This is a genomic window from Singulisphaera sp. GP187, from assembly GCF_900129635.1.
Taxonomy (GTDB): domain Bacteria; phylum Planctomycetota; class Planctomycetia; order Isosphaerales; family Isosphaeraceae; genus Singulisphaera.
The window spans coordinates 1,671,315-1,688,102 of the sequence record NZ_FSRB01000001.1 but is presented as its reverse complement, the minus strand read 5'-3'; the positions used below and the strand labels follow the sequence as shown (position 1 = coordinate 1,688,102).

Genomic DNA, 16,788 nt, shown 5'->3' with positions numbered 1-16,788 from the left:
CAGCCGACCATCGGCGATTATGCACGGGCGAGGAACCCACCGTCGACGACCAGGGTCGTGCCGGTCATGTAGCGGCCGGCATCACTGGCCAAGAGGAGCGCGGGGCCAACCAGTTCTTCAGGGTCAGCCCAACGGCCGAGGATGGTTCGCGCCGCGATGGCAGCCTTTTGCTCCTCGGTGAAGACGGCCGCCGGTAGGTCGGTCAGGAACGGGCCGGGCCGGGCCGGGGGCCAGGCAGTTCACCGTGATGCCGTCGGGGCCGAGTTCGATGGCGCTGGCACGGGTCAAACCCATCAGAGCCGCCTTGGTCGCCGAGTAAGACGCTCGGCCAGCCGTCGAGACGAAGCCCATGATCGAGCCGATGTGGATGATCCGGCCCCAACCATTGGCTCGCATCGCAGGGGCGAGAGCACGCGTCAGAGCCATTCCGGCACTAAGGTTCAGCTCGACCAGCCGGTCCCATTCCTCGTCCTGAATCTGCTCGACCGGCTGGGGGTTACTATTGCCGGCGTTGTTCACGAGGATGTCGATCCTCCCGAATGCCCCCAGCGCCTCGCGCGCAAGCCGCGCGGCCTCCTCGCGGCGAGACAGATCGGCCACGAACCAGGCCACACGCGACTTCCCACCGATCGCCTCAGCCGCAGCCTTGAGCTCGTTCTCGGTCCGGCTGGCAATCACGATGTCCGCCCCGGCCTCGGCGAAACCTCGAGCCATCGCCAAGCCCAAGCCCTTACTGCCGCCAGTCACGAGAGCCACCCGGCCCGTCAGGTCGAACTGCTTCCCGATCATCGCACTGCCTCATGTTCCGGTGGAATCGTCCCGCTGAGGCTGAGATTGTATCGCTCTGGAGGACTTGATGTGAGCAGGGGGCGGCCGAACACTTCTCGCCCCCGTCGTCCTCATCCATCAATTCAACCGATTAAGAGCGGCTGGACGCCTCGCGCGGCCGGAGCAAATGGTTTCGGGCATCCTCGAAGAGTCCGAACCGAATCGGGAAGTGCGGAGCCGCCGCGGCCCGACGCGCCAGGTGGACGCGAACCCGCCGGCGACTTCGCAATGTCGGCAGCTCTTTGAGCGCATCGAGCTTGCCAAGCAGGAACGGCCGCGCGCGACCGCGGAGCGCGCGCCACAGGCCTTGAGTGACCGTGAAGAGAAGGTGGGGGATGAGCGCAACGGCAAGCCAACGCTTCGGTAGATCGCTCCAGAACAGGATCTCGGCGTTCCGCGACATCCGGCGCTGGAGTGCGGGACGGCCGTGGTCGTAGCTCGCCGAGACTTCATGGAGGATCCGGCAGGCAGGGGTGAAGACGCAGCCGTAACCCGCCCAGCGGAGCCGGAACGCGAGGTCGACGTCCTCGTAATAGGAGCCGAACGAAGGATCGAGGGCGCCCACGGCTCGCAATGCCTCGGTCCGGTAGAAGGCACTCGACCCACTGGCGCCGAAGACTGGGTCGGAGGGATGCTCGAGCCAACGTTGCGCGGATTGTCCGTGGCCGCGCTTGCTCGGCCAACCGACCAACGAGTACGAATCGCCGGCGGAATCCACCCGCGAGGGGTCGGAACGCACGAGGACCAACGGGGCGACCGAACCGACCCGCAGGTCGACGAACGGAGCCAGGCCGGACTCGATCCAACCGGGGGTGACTTCGGTATCGTTATTGAGGAGCTGAACGTAAAGCCCGCGAGCTTCCGCGATTCCCGCGTTAGCCGCAGCACAGAAGCCCCCGTTACGCTCGAGACACACAAGGCGCACGTCAGGATGCGTCTGAGCGAGCCACTCCGCGGTGTCGTCGCTCGATGCGTCGTCGGCGACGATGACCTCGATCGCGGGCTGGTCGAGGCGGTGGCGCGCAATGCTGGCCAGGCAGATCTCGAGCAAGGGTCGGCCGTTATAGCTCGGGATGACGACCGAACAGACCGGCCGGACGGACGTCGAGGCCGGGCTCATTGCTCGCCGCTCCGCGGCTTCGGGCTCACCCAGGTGGTTTTTCCCCAGGCCACGTGCTGAACGGTCATCAGCAGGATCCGAAAGTCGAGCATGAACGACCAGCGCTGGATGTAGTCGAGATCATACTGGATCCGCTTGCGGAGCGAGGTCCGCCCGCGCCAGCCATGGACTTGCGCCCAGCCCGTCATGCCGCCGGGCACCGCGTGGCGGAGGTCATAGTCGGGGATCGTGTCGCGGAATTGCTCGACGAAGATCGGCCGCTCGGGGCGCGGCCCGACCAGGCTCATATCGCCCCAGAACACATTGAAGAGCTGGGGCAGCTCGTCGATGTTGGTATGCCGCAGCCAATCACCGATGGGCGTGCAACGGGCGTCGTGGTTCGAGGCCCAGATCGGGCCGGTGGTCCCTTCGGCGTCCGTCCTCATGCTCCGGAACTTGAGGATCCGAAATAGCTTCCCCCCCTGCCCCACGCGCTCTTGCGAGTAGAAGATCGGCCGCCCCGTAGTCACGAGGATCAAGAACGCGACCACCAGGAACAAGGGAGCGAGCAGGGTCAAGCCGATCGCCGAACCGATGAGGTCAACCAGACGTTTGCCCAACCGATCCCAGGGGAGCGACCAGGACGGTCGCTCCACCGGCACAAACGTCCCGTGCGGGGGCCGCGTGGCTCGATCGACTTGCTCGGTCACCCAGTGCACCGACACCTCGGGATTGGTCAGGTTGGGGATCCGGGTTCGAAGCCGCTTCGCCGGCCCCCCCGAGACCGCGACGACGACATGGGTGGCACGCGAGCGATCGACCAGTTCGTCGAGCCGGTCGATGCCCCCGAGGACGGGGACGGGATCGCTCTGGGCGTGGACGGCCAGTTGTCGTCCTCGACCGATGCCTCCCGAATATCGAGGGTGGCCCGCGTCGATAAAACCGACGACCGGAAGCCCGGCCCAGGGGCCTTCGCCCAGGCTGCGCGCCAGGCGACGGCTATCCCGGCGGGCTCCCACGATCAAGACGCGCCCCGCTGACGGACGACTCAATGGCCGCACCCGTCCGGTCAGTTCGAGAGGATTGTTCATGGGTTTCCACCGATCCATCGGTGTCTGGCGTAGGGGCGAGAGTCCGTCCGGGCCCGCGCCCGGCTCAACCCCAACGGTCTCCTTGGAGTCTCTCCGCCGATCCATGGCGGACCTCGATCGTAATTCCCTCAAGCTCTTCCATCGACCGAACCGACGCTTTATTCCAGTGAATTCGGTAAACTTGCCGTTATCGTTACCCCGATTGCCCGCAGCAAGGTCGAACGCGTGAATCGATCGTCCCTGAAAAATCCCGAATCCCCCACTGAGCGGACTCCGTTGCTGACGGTTGTCATCGTCAACTATGACAGTTGGCCCGAGGTGCGCCGGCTCGTCGAGTCGCTGGAGGCCACTCCGGAAGTGGCCCAAGGGATCTGCGAGGTCATCGTCGTCGATAACGCATCTCCCAACCGGCCCCCCACCGACCTCTTGCAGGCCATTGCTCGAGGTGCGGGAACCCAACTCCTTGCCCAGCCCGACAACGGAGGCTTCTCCGCCGGCGTGAACGCCGGTTGGCAAGCCGCTCGCAGCCGGTGGCTCCTGGTTCTCAACCCCGACGTCCTCATCCCGGATGGGGAACTCCGCTCGATCATTGACCGAATCGTTCGATTCGAGGCGGATCCGACCACCCAGGCGCCCGGCGTCGTCGGATTCAAGCTGCTGAACCCGGACGGCACCCGACAACCCTCGGTCGGCGTCTTCCCTAGCTTGGTCAGAACGGCCTGGGAGCAGTTGATACCGCGCTCGCGGCGGAAATACCAGCCCGGTTGGCGGACACGCCCCGGCCCGGTCGCCTGGGTCACCGGTGCCTGCATGCTCCTGAATACCCGCATGCTCGCCATGGTGGGGGGGATGGACGAAGACTTCTTTCTCTACCACGAAGAGGTCGACCTCTGCCGCTCCGCTCAAAATCGCGGTTGGTCGGTGATTTATGACCAGGATGTGCGGGTTGTCCATCTACATCCCTTGCAAAATCGAGCGATTTCCCCCAGAATGCGGGTCATCACTCGACACAGCAAGCTCTTGTATTTCCGTAAACACTTGCCCCGATGGCAGTTCCTAACGCTTTCGAGGATTATTTCGCTCGAAGCGATCGTAAGGCGCAGCGGGTCAATGGTCCAAGGAAGGACCGATGATGGACGAGCGTGGCGGACGATTGGAGAGATGGCACGAGCGTTTCGTCGAGGACTCGAACCGCGGGGTCGCCAAGTGTTGACCCTCGCCGATTCGATCACCGCGAAGTCTTTGGCCGTGACTCGTGGGTCCCGTGAGGGATCGCACACCACTCCTCAAATTGTTCCGGCAGGGAAGCGACGAGGACCGTCAACTGCGACGCTCCTCAAACCGCGAAAGGACGGACCGGCGTGTCGCTGATTCAACATGGAGTTCGAGTCGGCCTCCTTATGGTCGGAGTTGCTGGGCTTCTCTTGTGGCTCAGCTACCACTCGGACGCCACCTTCGCCGACGGCCTGCGCTATATCCACCAGGCTGAACGGATCGAACGCGGAGCCTGGTCCGAAGGCCTGATCAAGTCGGTGGATCATCCGCTCCACTCAATGGCAATCGCGGCGGTCCACCGGGTCATCGGCGGAACCGATCCGGTCTCCTGGCAGCGCTCCGCCCAGATCGTTTCGGCCAGCGCCATGATCTTGCTGGTCATCCCGCTCTACTTGCTCGGCCTGGAAATCTATGGCCCGACAACGGCCTGGATCGGCTGCCTGCTCTGCCTCGGTAACCCGATCTCCGGGTTCGTGGTGATCAACGTCCTGAGCGAGTGTACCTTCTTGCTCTTCTGGACGTGCGGCCTCTGGGCCGCGGTCCGGTTCTTACGCGAGGGCCGCTTCCTCTGGCTCCCGTTGATGATCAGCTTCAGTGCGTTCGCTTACCTGACGCGCCCCGAAGGGATGCTCCTCCCGTTGGCCCTGGTGGCGACGCTCCTGCTCCTGCCCCTCCACTGGGCGACTCGCATCTACTGGCCCCGTTGGTGGGCTGCGGTGGCCTTCCTGGTTGTCGGGCCGCTGCTGCTCGTCGGACCGTACATGGCAGCCAAAGGGGGGCTTGGGACGAAGCCGTCGATCGCACGGCTCCTCGGCACGGCGCCGAAGTCGGACGCGATGGCCATCGAGCGCGAACGCCCCCTGGCGCCAAACCAGACCACGCTTGAAACTTATCGGATGGCGACCCGCCGGATGCTCAAGGTCGTTCGGACCGCGGTGTCGACCGCGCTCTTACCCCTGGTCTTGCTTGGCCTGATCACCGCGCGTCCCTGGTCGGCCCGCGCTCGGGTCTGGCTGTTCATGGGGGTCATTGTCGTGGCTTCGACCCTCGGCTTGATCCGGTTGCACGCGACCGGCGGCTACTGTACGGTCCGCCACGGCCTCGTCCCGGCAATGCTCCTGACCCTTGCGGCCGCTAATGGCATCGCTTGGTTGATGCGTTCGATCGTGATCCCAGGGCAGTGGCTCGGGCAGGGCGAGGAACGGTTCCGGCTCGGCCCCGGGGTCTGGGCCGCCATCCTGGCCGGATTCATCGCCGTGCCGCACGTTCAGGGCATGACTTCCTATCACGGAAGTTTCTCGGCCTATCGCGACGCCGGTACCTGGATCGCACAGACCAAGGCCCACGACCACGGCAAGGTTCTCGACATGACCGACTGGTCGCTCTTCTTCAGCGGCCAGCCCGGCTTCCGTTTTTCCGAGGTGAATTGGGCCGCGATCGATCCGAACACCCGCTGGGTCGTCGTCCGAGACGCCCATCTTCGAGGGCGCTGGAACTACGGACCGGTGGTTCGCAAGATGATCGCGGGCCGCGACCCGATCCTCACGATCCCGGCGCACCCGAAACCGCGCGAGGTGCAGATCCAGATCTACGACCGCCGCGGCCCGTTGCGGCCCACCGTCGCCCAGCAGACCCCCGCGAAGGAAGATCCGGGCACCCCGCCAACGACTCGGCGATAGCCCACCCGTCCCGCTTGCTTTCCGGTTCCCAGCCTTGAGTTGTGATTGGTGGCCTGTTCGCAGGGACGCTCAGAACCGAAACGAGCGTCCGACAAGCGGCGGCGGATGCTCGTCAAGGAGGACAACACCCGATGCGGATCGCCTGGTTTACCCACCGTTATTACCCGTGTGTGGGTGGGGCAGAGAACTACGGACGGGCGATCGTCCGCCGGTTTGTCGCGGACGGCCATTCCGTGGATGTCTTGACGAGCGACGCCCACGACCTCTGGTATTTCACCGATCAGAGCCGTCGGCGCGTCGACGAACCGAGCGAGACCGAGGTCGATGGAGCGCGGGTTCGCCGATTCGCGGTCCGGCATCGTCCCCTCCAGCGCTATGTCGGACGGCTCTTGAGCTACGCGCCCCACTGGCCCACTCAATGCCGCGCCGACTCGTTCATGCCAATCCTGCCGGGCATCGAACAGGTCCGAGGCAACTACGACGCCGTTTTCGCGGTCGGGTTCCCTTACACCGTCTTCTCGTACGGTGCACTCCGGACCGCTCAGGACGCCGGGGCTCCGTTGATCCTCACTCCGTTCCTCCACCTGGCGACCCCCGGCGACCCGGTCCGCAAGTACTACACCAAACCGCACCAGATTCGCCTCCTCGCTCGCGCCGACGTCGTGGTCGTCCAGACCAGCCTGGAAGCCGACGTGGTTCGCGACTGGGGCATCGCCGACGCCCGAATCCTCACGCTCGGCATGGCCGTCGAGCATCAGGAAGTCACCGGCGGCGATCGCCAATCCGTTCGCCAAAAGTTGCGGATCCCGGCGGGACGGCCGGTGGTCGGGCACCTGGCGACCCTGGACCCGAACAAGGGAAGCAACGACCTGGTTCGAGCGGTCGCCCGTTTGAACGAAGCGCGGTCGTCGGACGATCCGATCCACCTGGTCATGGCCGGACCAAGCTCCCCCTGCTTCGAACGGTTCCTCGCCGAATTTCCCGGCGGAGTTCCCTCCTGGCTATCCCTCCTCGGTCCCCTTCCCCTCGACCAGCGCGCCGACTTCTTCGCCGCGATCGACCTCTTCTCGATGCCCTCCCGGACCGACTCGTTCGGGATCGTCTTCCTCGAGGCCTGGGCGAATGGCCTTCCCGTGGTCGCCGCCGACGCGGGGGGCGTACCCGAGGTCGTCCGCCACGAACAGACCGGGCTTCTCGTCCCCTTCGGTGACCTCGACCGCTTGAGCGAGTCGATCGGCGGACTCCTGAACGATCCGGCCAGGGCGCGGCAACTCGGCGAGGCAGGGCGAAAACTCGTCGATCAGGGCTATACCTGGGACGATCGGTACGCCACGCTTCGCGCCCGAACCGAACAGGCGATCGCCAATCCCCGACAGCACGCGCTGGGCTGGTTCGGTCGCCAGGCCGGGTAAGGAACGGGACGTAAATCACTTTCCGATTTCAGGACGATTCACGGGACAGCGGTTTGTCCTCGAGTCGCTCACGTCCTTGTCGCTGGGGTCTCCGACCCCGGGAGAAAAAAGGGGTCAGGAGCCGATATGGCCATATCGGCTCCTGACCCCTTTGAATTCCCAGGGGAGGCCACCCTCATTCCGGAACAAACGCTCAATCGCACGAGCACATAAAAAGTCCAATCGTATTAGCCATACCATCATGCCTGACGCCTTATCGCGTGTTAAAAAAATATTTCTAAATAAATAGTCGTATTATCCTCGTGCCATTCGCTCCTGACCCCCCTTTGAATTCCCGGGGTTTCTTCCTGATTCCGTAACGTTTTTTCTATCAACGAGTAAAGTGTGCGCTGGCCCTGGCTCAAAGCCTGTCCCAGAAGGCGAATCCGTCGGGTTCGTTGTGGCGGCGTCCCAAGCGCCCGGTTAAGGTGAGCCTCTGAACTGGGTCGATCCCGTTCGAGGGTGCTACGGACATGAGTCTGCATCGTCGAGACTGGCTTCGCCTGGCCGCTGTCGGCCTCGTGGGAGCGAAAACGCAGTCGTCGGTCCTCGCCGCTCAGGACGGTCAGGCGCCGCTCAGGATCACCGGGTTGAAGGTCACGCCGATCGCGCTTCCCGACCCACCGTTGCTCTTTGCGGGGGGCTGCCACGGCCCTTATTTCTTGAGGAACGTGGTCGAGCTGGAGACGGACGGCAAGATCATCGGGATCGGCGAGACCTCGGGGAACCGGGATGTGACGGATGCGCTCGAGCGGGCGCGGGCAATCGTCGTCGGGCGGAACGCTTTCAGCTATCGCGAGCTCGCGCGGGAAATCCTGCCGCGAGAGCCGGGGGCCTATGCGGCGATTGAGATGGCGTGCCTCGACGCTTGCGGGAAGGCGACCGGCCGGCGGCTCTGCGAGTTGGTCGGAGGCCCGGTGCGTGACCAGGTCCCTGTCGCGGCCTACCTCTTCTACCGGTATGCCGCCGACCATCCGACCGTCCTTGCCGACCCTCGGGTCAGCGATGCGCGGGGGCGGGGAGTTCGGGCGCTCGACGACTGGGGCGAGGTCCGAACGCCCGAGGCGATGGCTGCGATGGCAGGGAAGTTTCGCGAGCGCTGGGGGTTTCGAAGCTTCAAGCTCAAGGCGGGAGTGCTCTCACCCGAAGCCGAGCGCGACACCTTGAAGGCGATGGTCAGTACGCTCGGGACCGATTGCCTGCTCCGGATCGACCCCAACGCGCGCTGGCGAACGGAGACGGCGGTCCGGATCGGTAAGGAGCTGGCGGGCTTGCCGATGGAGTATTATGAAGACCCGGTCCGAGGCCAGACGGCCATGGCCGAGGTTCGCAAGGCGACGGGGCTCAAGATGAGCACCAACATGTGCGTGACCCGCTTCGCCCACCTAGCCGAGGCGTTCCGTCGGAAGCCGATCGACGTGCTTCTGACCGACCTTCATTACTTCGGCGGTTTTGCCGGCAACCTGGCGCTCGGGCCGATCGCCGAGGCGGCGGGTTGGACCTTGAGCCAGCACAGCAACAATCACGCGGGGATCAGCATGGCCGCCATGATCCACCTGGCCGCGAGCTTGCCCCAACTGACGATGGCCAGCGACACGCATTACGTGTGGCTGCCCGAGAATGCCGATATCATCGAAGGACCCAAGCTGCCGATCCAAGGGGGGACCATGGCGATCCCCAACGGGCCGGGCCTGGGCGTGACGCTCGACCGGGACAAGCTCGCCCGCGCCCATGAGGTCTATCGCAAATGCGGCATGGCGAAACGTGAGGACGCGTCGCTGATGCGGAGACTCGAACCGGGCTGGACCGGCGGCCTGCTCTGATCCGAAGCGCCCTTGGTAGCTCTACTTTAACGGATGCGGGGAATTCAAAGGGGTCAGGAGCCGACATGGTCATATCGGCTCTTGCCCCCTTTGAATACTCGTTCCCTAAATTCGCTCCATCCCCTTTGATTTTTCCCAGGCGCTAAGAGGAACAGGACAGGTTTGTTCAAGTAGCCGACAGCCTCAAGCCAAGTCTCACCGGCGCTGGTAGCAGTAACGACCGCCAATAACCCTGCGTCGGCATGAGGCCCTTTCTTACTGCGGACCAGCCGTTTCTGGTCAATCCCGCTCCCACTCACTCTCGCTGAGAGGCTCTGTGCCTTCATACGGCACGTCTAGGGTCATGGTCAACGTGGCACCTTGGGTGAACCCGGAAAGCGGGACGCTCTCGCAGCCAATTAGGTCACCGGCCATCGGACTGAGGTGGGCCGCCAAACGCGGAAGCCTACGAACAAGGCCGGTGGTCATGAAATCGTGCTCGTAAAACGGCACGGCCGATTGGATAAGTAGCTGCTCAATTCCGTAAAGCAGAATCATGTGTGGAAAAATAAAACTCGGCCAGACCCTCCGAAGAAGCATGACCCAGGGTTCGGTGTAGGGAATCCTCCTCAGATAGAGGTTGCAAGCTGGCCTGCCCCCCATAATCTGGTCCAGTCTTAATGGGAATCGTATAACTGGCTGACCCAGCCAGGGAGCGACCCATGCGAAAGCGGCCCAGACCCGACCAGATCGCCAAGATCCTCCGCGAGGTCCAAGCGGACCTCCAGGCCGGATTGAACATCAACCAGGCGTGCCGCAAGGGCGGCATCGGACTGACGACCTACTACCGTTGGAAGGCCCTCCAGGAGAACCCAGCATCGGGCGAACAAATCAAAATCACTGAACTTGAAAACGAGAACGGACGTCTCAAGGAACTCGTGGCCGAACTGGCGCTCGACCGTCGCATGCTCCAGGAGTCCTTGAAAAAAAAGCCATGACCGCCGCACGTCGCCGCACGATCGTCGCCGAGTTGTGTGACGCCTTCGACGTCTCGCAGCGCCGCGCCTGTCGCGCCCTGGGGATCAATCGCTCTGGCCTGCGCTACGCCCCCATGCACAGCGACGAGAGGCTCGCGTTGGCACGTCGCATTGAGGTATTGGCCGGCGAGCACCCTCGATATGAAGTGGTCCCCAATGTCCAGACCACTCGGCCCGGTTTTTAAGTTATGCTTCGTCCCTGCTCTCCCCTCTCAAGGCCCGACCGGCTCGGCACTATGGTAGACCTCGGCGGGCGTGCGATAGGCCAAGCTCTGGTGCAAGCGCTCGTGGTTGTAAAACGCAAACCACCTTTCAAGACCGGCTTCCAATTCTCTGACGCTACGATATGCTTTCAAATAAATGTCCTCGTATTTAAGAGACCGCCACAGCCGCTCGACGAACACGTTATCCAACGCCCTCCCGCGTCCGTCCATGCTCACGGCGATCCCTTCCGCCTCAAGCCGGCCGGTGAAGGCCCGCGCCGTGAACTGCACGCCCTGGTCGGTGTTGAAGATCTCGGGGCGTCCTCCCTCCAACGCCGCGTTCAACGCCTCCAGGCAGAACCGGCCGTCGAGCGTGTTCGACAGCCGCCAAGAAAGCACGAACCGGCTGTGCCAGTCGATCACCGCCGCCAGGAACATGAAGCCCTGGTTGAGCGGGAGGTACGTCACGTCGGTGGACCAAACCTGATTGCGTCGGTCGATCGTCACGTCTCGAAGCAAGTAGGGGTAAACCTTGTGGTCAGGGTTCCGCGTCGTGGTTCGAGGCCCGGGATGAAGCGCTTCCAAACCCATCAATTCCATCAGGCGGCTCACGCGTTTGCGGTTGACCTCCTCTCCCTGCCTCGTCAGCCAGGCCGTCATGCGGCGGCTGCCGTAGAACGGCGTCTTGAGATATTGCTCGTCGATCCGCCTCATCAGGCTCAGGTTCTCGAGGGTCTCCGTCGCCGGCTCGTAGTAAGCAGGTGGTCCTAGTTTTCGTTGACATTGAATCATGTGCAAGCCGCTGGGTGCCACGGGTTGTACTCAACCCGTGAGCCTAAAACCCGGGCGATCGCTCACGGGTTGAGTACACAATAGTGTCCGGGATTCCTGATGGCGAGGAGGCTTTTCGTCAGGACATCCCAGAATAATTCGATTTGAACAGCCTTGCAGCCGCCTCCTTCGGTTTGGAGGGCGATCCCGGCGCATGCCGCGGCATGACCTCGTCCGCAGCGCGTGGACGGGCCCTGATCGCTTATTTGGGTTTTTCGGCACGCTTCCGCGCAACGCGGTCACGCTGTAATTGGCACTGACGCTCCCGCTCGCGAAGGATCGGCATGATCTCGTCCATCGTCGCCGTGCCGTTGGCCACCATTCCCAGCAGGCTAAACATATACTTGCTGGGGCGATTTCCTGTATGGATGTGCATGAGCGTGACGCCGATCACGGCGACGTAGAAGCTCAACAGCACACCCTCGCGGCTGTGACTGATCAGATGATCGAACCGCGCGTAGCTTTTCAGCCAGCGGAAAAACAGTTCAACTTGCCATCTATGACGATATAATACTCCGATAATTGATGCGTCGGGCTCGAGCAGGGTCGTCAAGAGGTAGACCGGATTCTCGGGGTCATCCTTGGGGACGATGACCACTTCGCGAAGGACGATGCCCAGCGGTTTGCGATGCGTCGAGCCGGGAAAACGGACCAGTCGATCGGAGATGACGTCCGCGTCGCGGGCCTCTTGGGTGAGTTCCCTCGTCTCGGTCGTCTCGAGGTTGGGGGTGCGTTCTCCGGGTTTCCGGAACCGCATCACGAAATCCGCCGCCGGTTCTACGTGGGCCTTGATCAGCTTGAAGCTGAAGATCCCCCGGTCGTAGAGATGGATCGCCCCGGGGGTGATGGAGTACGCGGCGGTGGTCGCCTCGCTCTGGCCGGCCTCGGGGACGACGATCAGCTCGGGGAGCCAGGTTTGGGCATCGACATGGAAGTCGAGTCGAGCGCCGGTCTTGCCGCCGCGGCGGCGGACGCTCCAGGCCACTGAGGCGGCGGCATGAAGGAAGGTGCCATCGACGGCGAGGACCTGGCGGTGAAGCGAGCTCAGGGGATCGGCGGCCTGGTTCGGGTTGGGACTGGGCTTGAGAACGTTGCGTCGGAGCTGATCGAGGATCGGCTGCAAGCGAGTGTGGTCGGCCAACTTATTGAAGTCGGAGAGGGTGCTTTTGCAGAGTTTCTGGATCGAGAGGAATTTTTGGGCTTGTCGGGTTTGGCTGAAATCCTCGCTCGTCCTGAGGGTCCGCAGAGTGGGGTTGAAGAAGGCCAGGAGCATGGCAACGAAGACGTCGTCGAGGAAGAGGTCGCGGTTGCCATGGGGGTCCTGGTCGCGAAGTTGTGCGATGAGCCGTTCGATCGAATGGATGTGCTTGGCCCCGACCACTTGATCGGGCCAGATGGGCAAATCACGAGAGAGCCACCCCGGTGCCCCGACCCGTTCAGGTCGCTGGGAAGGGGGAGTGTCAACCAGGGGTGGTTTCTTGGCCGCCATGACGAATACTGTGGCTGACCGTAACCAAAAGCGCAAGCGAAGATTTGATGAAGGTCAATCCCGGACACTATTGTGAGTACAACCCGTGGCACCCAGCGGCCTTTTGCATCACTGCGGTCGCCCATCAAAAAGCAAAGAAAACCATGACCCATGGCTTAGAAGCTCGATCGATTGAGTCCCAGCAACTCACATTGGCGACGAACACTCAACTGAGGATGCGTGGATTCGATCAAGGCTCTTTTGACCTCGACCTCACAAGGCAGATTTTTTTTTCACCCAGGCCAGCTCCATCTGGAGCCGCCCGATCTGCTCGTACAATTCGGTCTGGAGCTTCTCCTGGTCGGGCCGGCGGGCGGCCGACCCGTTCTCGAAGAGGCCCTCCAGGCCATCGAGGAGTTGCTTCTTCCACTGGCTGATCTGCACCGGGTGGATCTGGTGCTGCTTGGCCAGTTCGGAGATCGTCTTGTCCTGCTTGGCAGCTTCCAAGGCGACCTTCGCCTTGAACGCCGCCGAGTGTCGCTTGCGGATTTGTCCCATGCTTCGCCCTCGATAAGATCTCCCTCGATGATAACTTACCGAGTGGTCCAATTTCCGGGGTCCACTATAGCCTATCGAAGAAGAAGAGGAGCCGCATGACGCACCACCTACTGAACAACCGTGCGGATAGATTTCCATTATGGCTGGACCAAGATATGGGGAGCAGGCCAACTTTGAAGAGTGAATTACAATAATTTCCTCCGTCCCCTTTTCTGCCTCCTGTGCGCTATCTTCGTGGCATTCCGCTATGACTCCTTTTTTCCCCCTCGTTCAGTCTACGGTGGGAACGCCTGCCCCGTTATTGCCGATCTGGTACTCACCCCCCGCAGGAGTCCAGCAGAATGTGCGTCCCTCGTAATCGTCAATACAACCAGAATACTTGCTCCAAAGATATTTGTAGGCTTCTCCCGGATAGAGCTCCTGCTGGGCCTCCGACGCCACAACGTTGCAACCAGATTCGACGGCCATGCTTCTGCAGAAGTCATGGCCATAGGGGAGTGCGGCCGCGCTACAACCATGTAGCCAGATGGTGCCGATGTCCTTAGCCCTGAGCTGTCTGAAGATGGCCACGTTTTGAATGTTGATGGTGCTGGCGATCGTTTTTGGAGGGTCCGCCCATTCGTCGAAGCCCTCTGGGTACCTCCCGCCGATATACAACTTGTTCCATATCGGCGGTTGGAAGCCGCCATGGGTATTAATGAGGACGTTAGGTAACATCTGTTCTGGCGCCTGATCACGAGCGTAGAGGATCCAATAAACGACATCTTCGGGGCGCGCACCCCTGGGCATTTGCCAGTTTTGCCACATCTTGAACCTGCGCATCGGCGGTTCCAGATCGCAGGCATGGAGACCCAACGCAGGTTGCCTGAGCTTGATCATGGCAAGCAGTCCTTCCAACAGCAGGGAACTGAACCGGTTGCTATAGTGCACTTCCGACAAGAAAAAGTCTGACGCGGGTCTCGGCGGCCGAGACTGCCAGCACGATGTGGATCCGGCAGTCGGCCTCAAGGGCCGCCTTCGGGTACTGGAAAGTGTCGCTTCCTGGGAATTGAACAGGTGACATTCCTATATCTTGACGTAGTTTGCGTAAACTGGACAAGATCATCCCCGAAAAAATATTCGAAAATATTCGGCGTCAGATCATGATTCTTCCTGGAGTCGAGATGATTTTTGACTAGCCCTGAACCAAGCGTAATTGGTTGGGGATTTTGGCCGATATTGCAGAAAAAGCTCGAAAGCCTCCTTGTTTTCAGGGATAATGAAGTTGTCGAGACATCATAATTCCTGAACGCAAAAGAGGCTTTCGAGTGACTCCTACTGTCCACAAGAAGTCCCAGCAACGCAAGCAGAGAATTCGCCGACGGAAATTCAAAGGGGGGCAGGTCAATCGGCCGGTTCCTCTCTTCTCAGGCCTTGCGTGTACCGCCCAGGAAGCCGAAGAAAAGGCCTTGGGGATCGTACTTGGCGCGAACCTCCTCCAACCGCTTCCACTTCTCGGCGGAATAGGATTCCTGCACCCGCGCCGGATCCTGGACGTAGTCGGTCTCGCCGATGTAGTGCTGGCTGGTGAACGGTTTCATGATCGCGATCACCTCGTCCTGCCACTTCCTGTTGGCGGCATCGTCGGCTTCGTCCTCCCAGATGGCCCACGAACCGCCGTACGAGGTGGCATCAATCGAAAGCGCGACCTCGGGATTCGGCTCGAGCAGATTCCTGGATCCGGTGCTCTGGCAGAAAACGATCACGGACTTTGCGGAGGGCGCCTCGACGAATTTATCACGCAAGGCCATCAGCATGTCGGAAGGCCTGGCCTTGGAGCACTGGTTCTCACAAAGGTTGCGATGGTTTTCCGGCCACGATTCCCCGGAGGCGATCGACAATCCTTCAAAATCGGTCGGCTCGTTGAAAGTCCTGGCGAGCGCCTTCTTGACCACTGTGCCCTGTTCCAGCGGCGCGAGTGCCGCTTCGGATTCTTCCTTCGTCATCCCGAAGGCCACGGCAACGACCATGCAGACTTTGCCGTTGTGATCCTTGCAGGCCTCGGCAAGCTCGGCCGGCGCTTTGATCAAGAAGATCGACAATTCCACATTGTCGGGCATCGTCCGCCCCAGCGCCACCACTTCATCGACGGCGGCTTTGAGGTCGTTCAGCGAATAGAAATAGTTGCTCGTGGCGATGGCCTTTGGCAATGGGTAACATTTCAAATGAAAACGTGTGGCTACGGCAAACATGCCCGGCCCGCATCCTCGGGCCGCCCAGTAGAGATCCTGGTGCTCGGTGGCGCTCGCCTTGATCATCTTGCCGTCGGCGGTGACGAATTCCACGGCCTCCACGCTCAAACAGGCCGGTCCCCAGTGACCCATATTCCAGGACATGCCGCCGTTCAAGAGGTAGCCGCCTGCCTTGACCGTGGGACAGTGACCGATCGGAAAGGCCAGGTTGTGCTCACCCAGCCGGCGTGCCAGCTCGCGGTTGCTGATCACGGGCTGGATCACGGCGGTTTGCGTGGCCTCGTCGATCCAGGATTCGTTGAGCCCCGAAAGATCGATCGTCATCCCACCATGGCGTACGGACAGGCCGCACCAGGTGTGGCCGCCTCCCTTGTTGACGACCTTCAGCCCGTTCTCACGCGCGAAATTGATGGCCTCGACCACGTCCTGCTCATTCTTGACCCGCACGATCACATCCGGCGAGCGGTCGGGCTTGATCTTGTTCCAGACCAAGGAACTTCGCACCGAGGCGAAATCAGGGTCATTCGGCGTGACGACCTCCCCCTTGATACGACGGCGCAGCGCCCCCCAATCGGGTTCGGCACGAGTCACGGTGGCTTCGGCTCCCGCACCTTCCTCCGGGAAGACCGCACCTCCCACGAGGAGCGAGCCCGCGGCCGCGACCGTCGAAGCGAGGAAGCCCCTCCGCGTGGCAGGATCCCCTTCGCTGGCTCCCGGATCCGAACACTCCACGAACTGAGCGATGGGATGGCCTGGCTCGGCCCAGGGTACGCGAATTGGGTTGACCCCGTGCTCGGGGCAGGAGCAGCGAGGCACGTTCCCTTCCAGCACGGTTTGGAACTGGTCCTCGTCGAGGAGTCGCCATCGCCGAGGTTGCGAATCGTAGCCGGCGCAGGGACGCTCACATTCGGGACACGTCAGGGGGGAATCGCCCGGTCTCGCCAGCCAGTACACCACGCTCCGGGCCGACTCATCCCGAAGGACGTCCGCGAGGGTCCAAGGTTGGACCATGTCCAGGATCCAAGCATCGCGCTCGTGGTTGTGCATTGCAGGCATCCTCTGAAGTGCTTGGGCGTCTCATGCATGATTCGCCGATGCAATACGGTAGTACAGCAACCCCCCTCAAGCAAGCGAAGGCCACCAATCACGCCCATTGGCGGTTTGTCCCCGCTCGGAGCGGATCGCGCGGGGAGCGAAATGAATTGCCACATACCAGGGTCAGGAACGAATGGTAC

The 16,788-nt window shown here is 62.1% G+C and carries 14 protein-coding genes and 1 pseudogene; 6 read left to right on the top strand and 9 right to left on the bottom strand.

The window, feature by feature from the left end:
• Positions 1 to 17: 17 nt before the first annotated feature.
• From BUS42_RS46340 to BUS42_RS06660, 4 genes are all read right to left on the bottom strand, one after another.
• Positions 18 to 158, bottom strand: a complete 141-nt coding sequence (locus tag BUS42_RS46340; RefSeq protein ID WP_410001695.1) for an SDR family oxidoreductase — start codon at positions 156 to 158, stop codon at positions 18 to 20.
• Positions 124 to 789 carry an SDR family NAD(P)-dependent oxidoreductase gene (locus BUS42_RS06670; protein ID WP_254053344.1) on the bottom strand — a complete coding sequence of 222 codons (666 nt, stop codon included), beginning with the start codon at positions 787 to 789 and terminating at the stop codon, positions 124 to 126. Before BUS42_RS06670 ends, BUS42_RS46340 begins: the two co-directional genes overlap by 35 nt.
• Before the next feature lie 130 nt (positions 790 to 919).
• Positions 920 to 1,948 carry a glycosyltransferase family 2 protein gene (locus tag BUS42_RS06665; RefSeq protein ID WP_074306247.1) on the bottom strand — a complete coding sequence of 343 codons (1,029 nt, stop codon included), beginning with the start codon at positions 1,946 to 1,948 and terminating at the stop codon, positions 920 to 922.
• Entirely contained in the window at positions 1,945 to 3,018 is a 1,074-nt protein-coding gene (locus BUS42_RS06660) for a sugar transferase (protein ID WP_074310777.1), read from the bottom strand. Before BUS42_RS06660 ends, BUS42_RS06665 begins: the two co-directional genes overlap by 4 nt.
• A gap of 276 nt (positions 3,019 to 3,294) precedes the next feature.
• Here BUS42_RS06660 and BUS42_RS06655 point away from each other — a divergent pair, with 276 nt between their 5' ends.
• From BUS42_RS06655 to BUS42_RS06625, 6 genes are all read left to right on the top strand, one after another.
• Positions 3,295 to 4,389 carry a glycosyltransferase family 2 protein gene (locus tag BUS42_RS06655; protein WP_254053343.1) on the top strand — a complete coding sequence of 365 codons (1,095 nt, stop codon included), beginning with the start codon at positions 3,295 to 3,297 and terminating at the stop codon, positions 4,387 to 4,389.
• On the top strand, positions 4,380 to 5,972 hold the full coding sequence (locus tag BUS42_RS06650; RefSeq protein ID WP_254053342.1) for an ArnT family glycosyltransferase: 1,593 nt from the start codon (positions 4,380 to 4,382) through the stop codon (positions 5,970 to 5,972). The genes BUS42_RS06655 and BUS42_RS06650 overlap by 10 nt, the downstream gene beginning before the upstream one ends.
• 131 nt (positions 5,973 to 6,103) lie before the next feature.
• A complete protein-coding gene (locus BUS42_RS06645; RefSeq protein WP_074306244.1) occupies positions 6,104 to 7,384 on the top strand; it encodes a glycosyltransferase family 4 protein in 1,281 nt (426 codons plus the stop codon).
• Positions 7,385 to 7,896: 512 nt separating this feature from the next.
• Entirely contained in the window at positions 7,897 to 9,246 is a 1,350-nt protein-coding gene (locus BUS42_RS06640; RefSeq protein ID WP_083670081.1) for an enolase C-terminal domain-like protein, read from the top strand.
• Positions 9,247 to 9,947: 701 nt separating this feature from the next.
• Positions 9,948 to 10,223 carry a transposase gene (locus BUS42_RS06630; protein ID WP_074306242.1) on the top strand — a complete coding sequence of 92 codons (276 nt, stop codon included), beginning with the start codon at positions 9,948 to 9,950 and terminating at the stop codon, positions 10,221 to 10,223.
• Positions 10,220 to 10,447: a hypothetical protein gene (locus BUS42_RS06625; protein ID WP_074306241.1), complete on the top strand. Its 228-nt coding sequence runs from the start codon at positions 10,220 to 10,222 to the stop codon at positions 10,445 to 10,447. The genes BUS42_RS06630 and BUS42_RS06625 overlap by 4 nt, the downstream gene beginning before the upstream one ends.
• 27 nt (positions 10,448 to 10,474) lie before the next feature.
• Here BUS42_RS06625 and BUS42_RS06620 read toward each other — a convergent pair.
• The 5 genes and pseudogenes from BUS42_RS06620 to BUS42_RS06600 all read right to left on the bottom strand — a co-directional run.
• Positions 10,475 to 11,212 (bottom strand): annotated as a pseudogene (locus tag BUS42_RS06620) (IS3 family transposase); the annotation flags it as partial.
• Between the two features lie 286 nt (positions 11,213 to 11,498).
• A complete protein-coding gene (locus tag BUS42_RS06615) occupies positions 11,499 to 12,785 on the bottom strand; it encodes an IS4 family transposase (protein ID WP_254053341.1) in 1,287 nt (428 codons plus the stop codon).
• Between the two features lie 252 nt (positions 12,786 to 13,037).
• Complete coding sequence (locus tag BUS42_RS06610) at positions 13,038 to 13,322, bottom strand: IS3 family transposase (RefSeq protein WP_074306238.1); 285 nt, start codon at positions 13,320 to 13,322, stop codon at positions 13,038 to 13,040.
• Positions 13,323 to 13,592: 270 nt separating this feature from the next.
• A complete protein-coding gene (locus tag BUS42_RS06605; protein WP_074306237.1) occupies positions 13,593 to 14,201 on the bottom strand; it encodes a hypothetical protein in 609 nt (202 codons plus the stop codon).
• Between the two features lie 527 nt (positions 14,202 to 14,728).
• A complete protein-coding gene (locus BUS42_RS06600; RefSeq protein WP_159452181.1) occupies positions 14,729 to 16,600 on the bottom strand; it encodes an FAD-binding oxidoreductase in 1,872 nt (623 codons plus the stop codon).
• Positions 16,601 to 16,788: the final 188 nt, after the last annotated feature.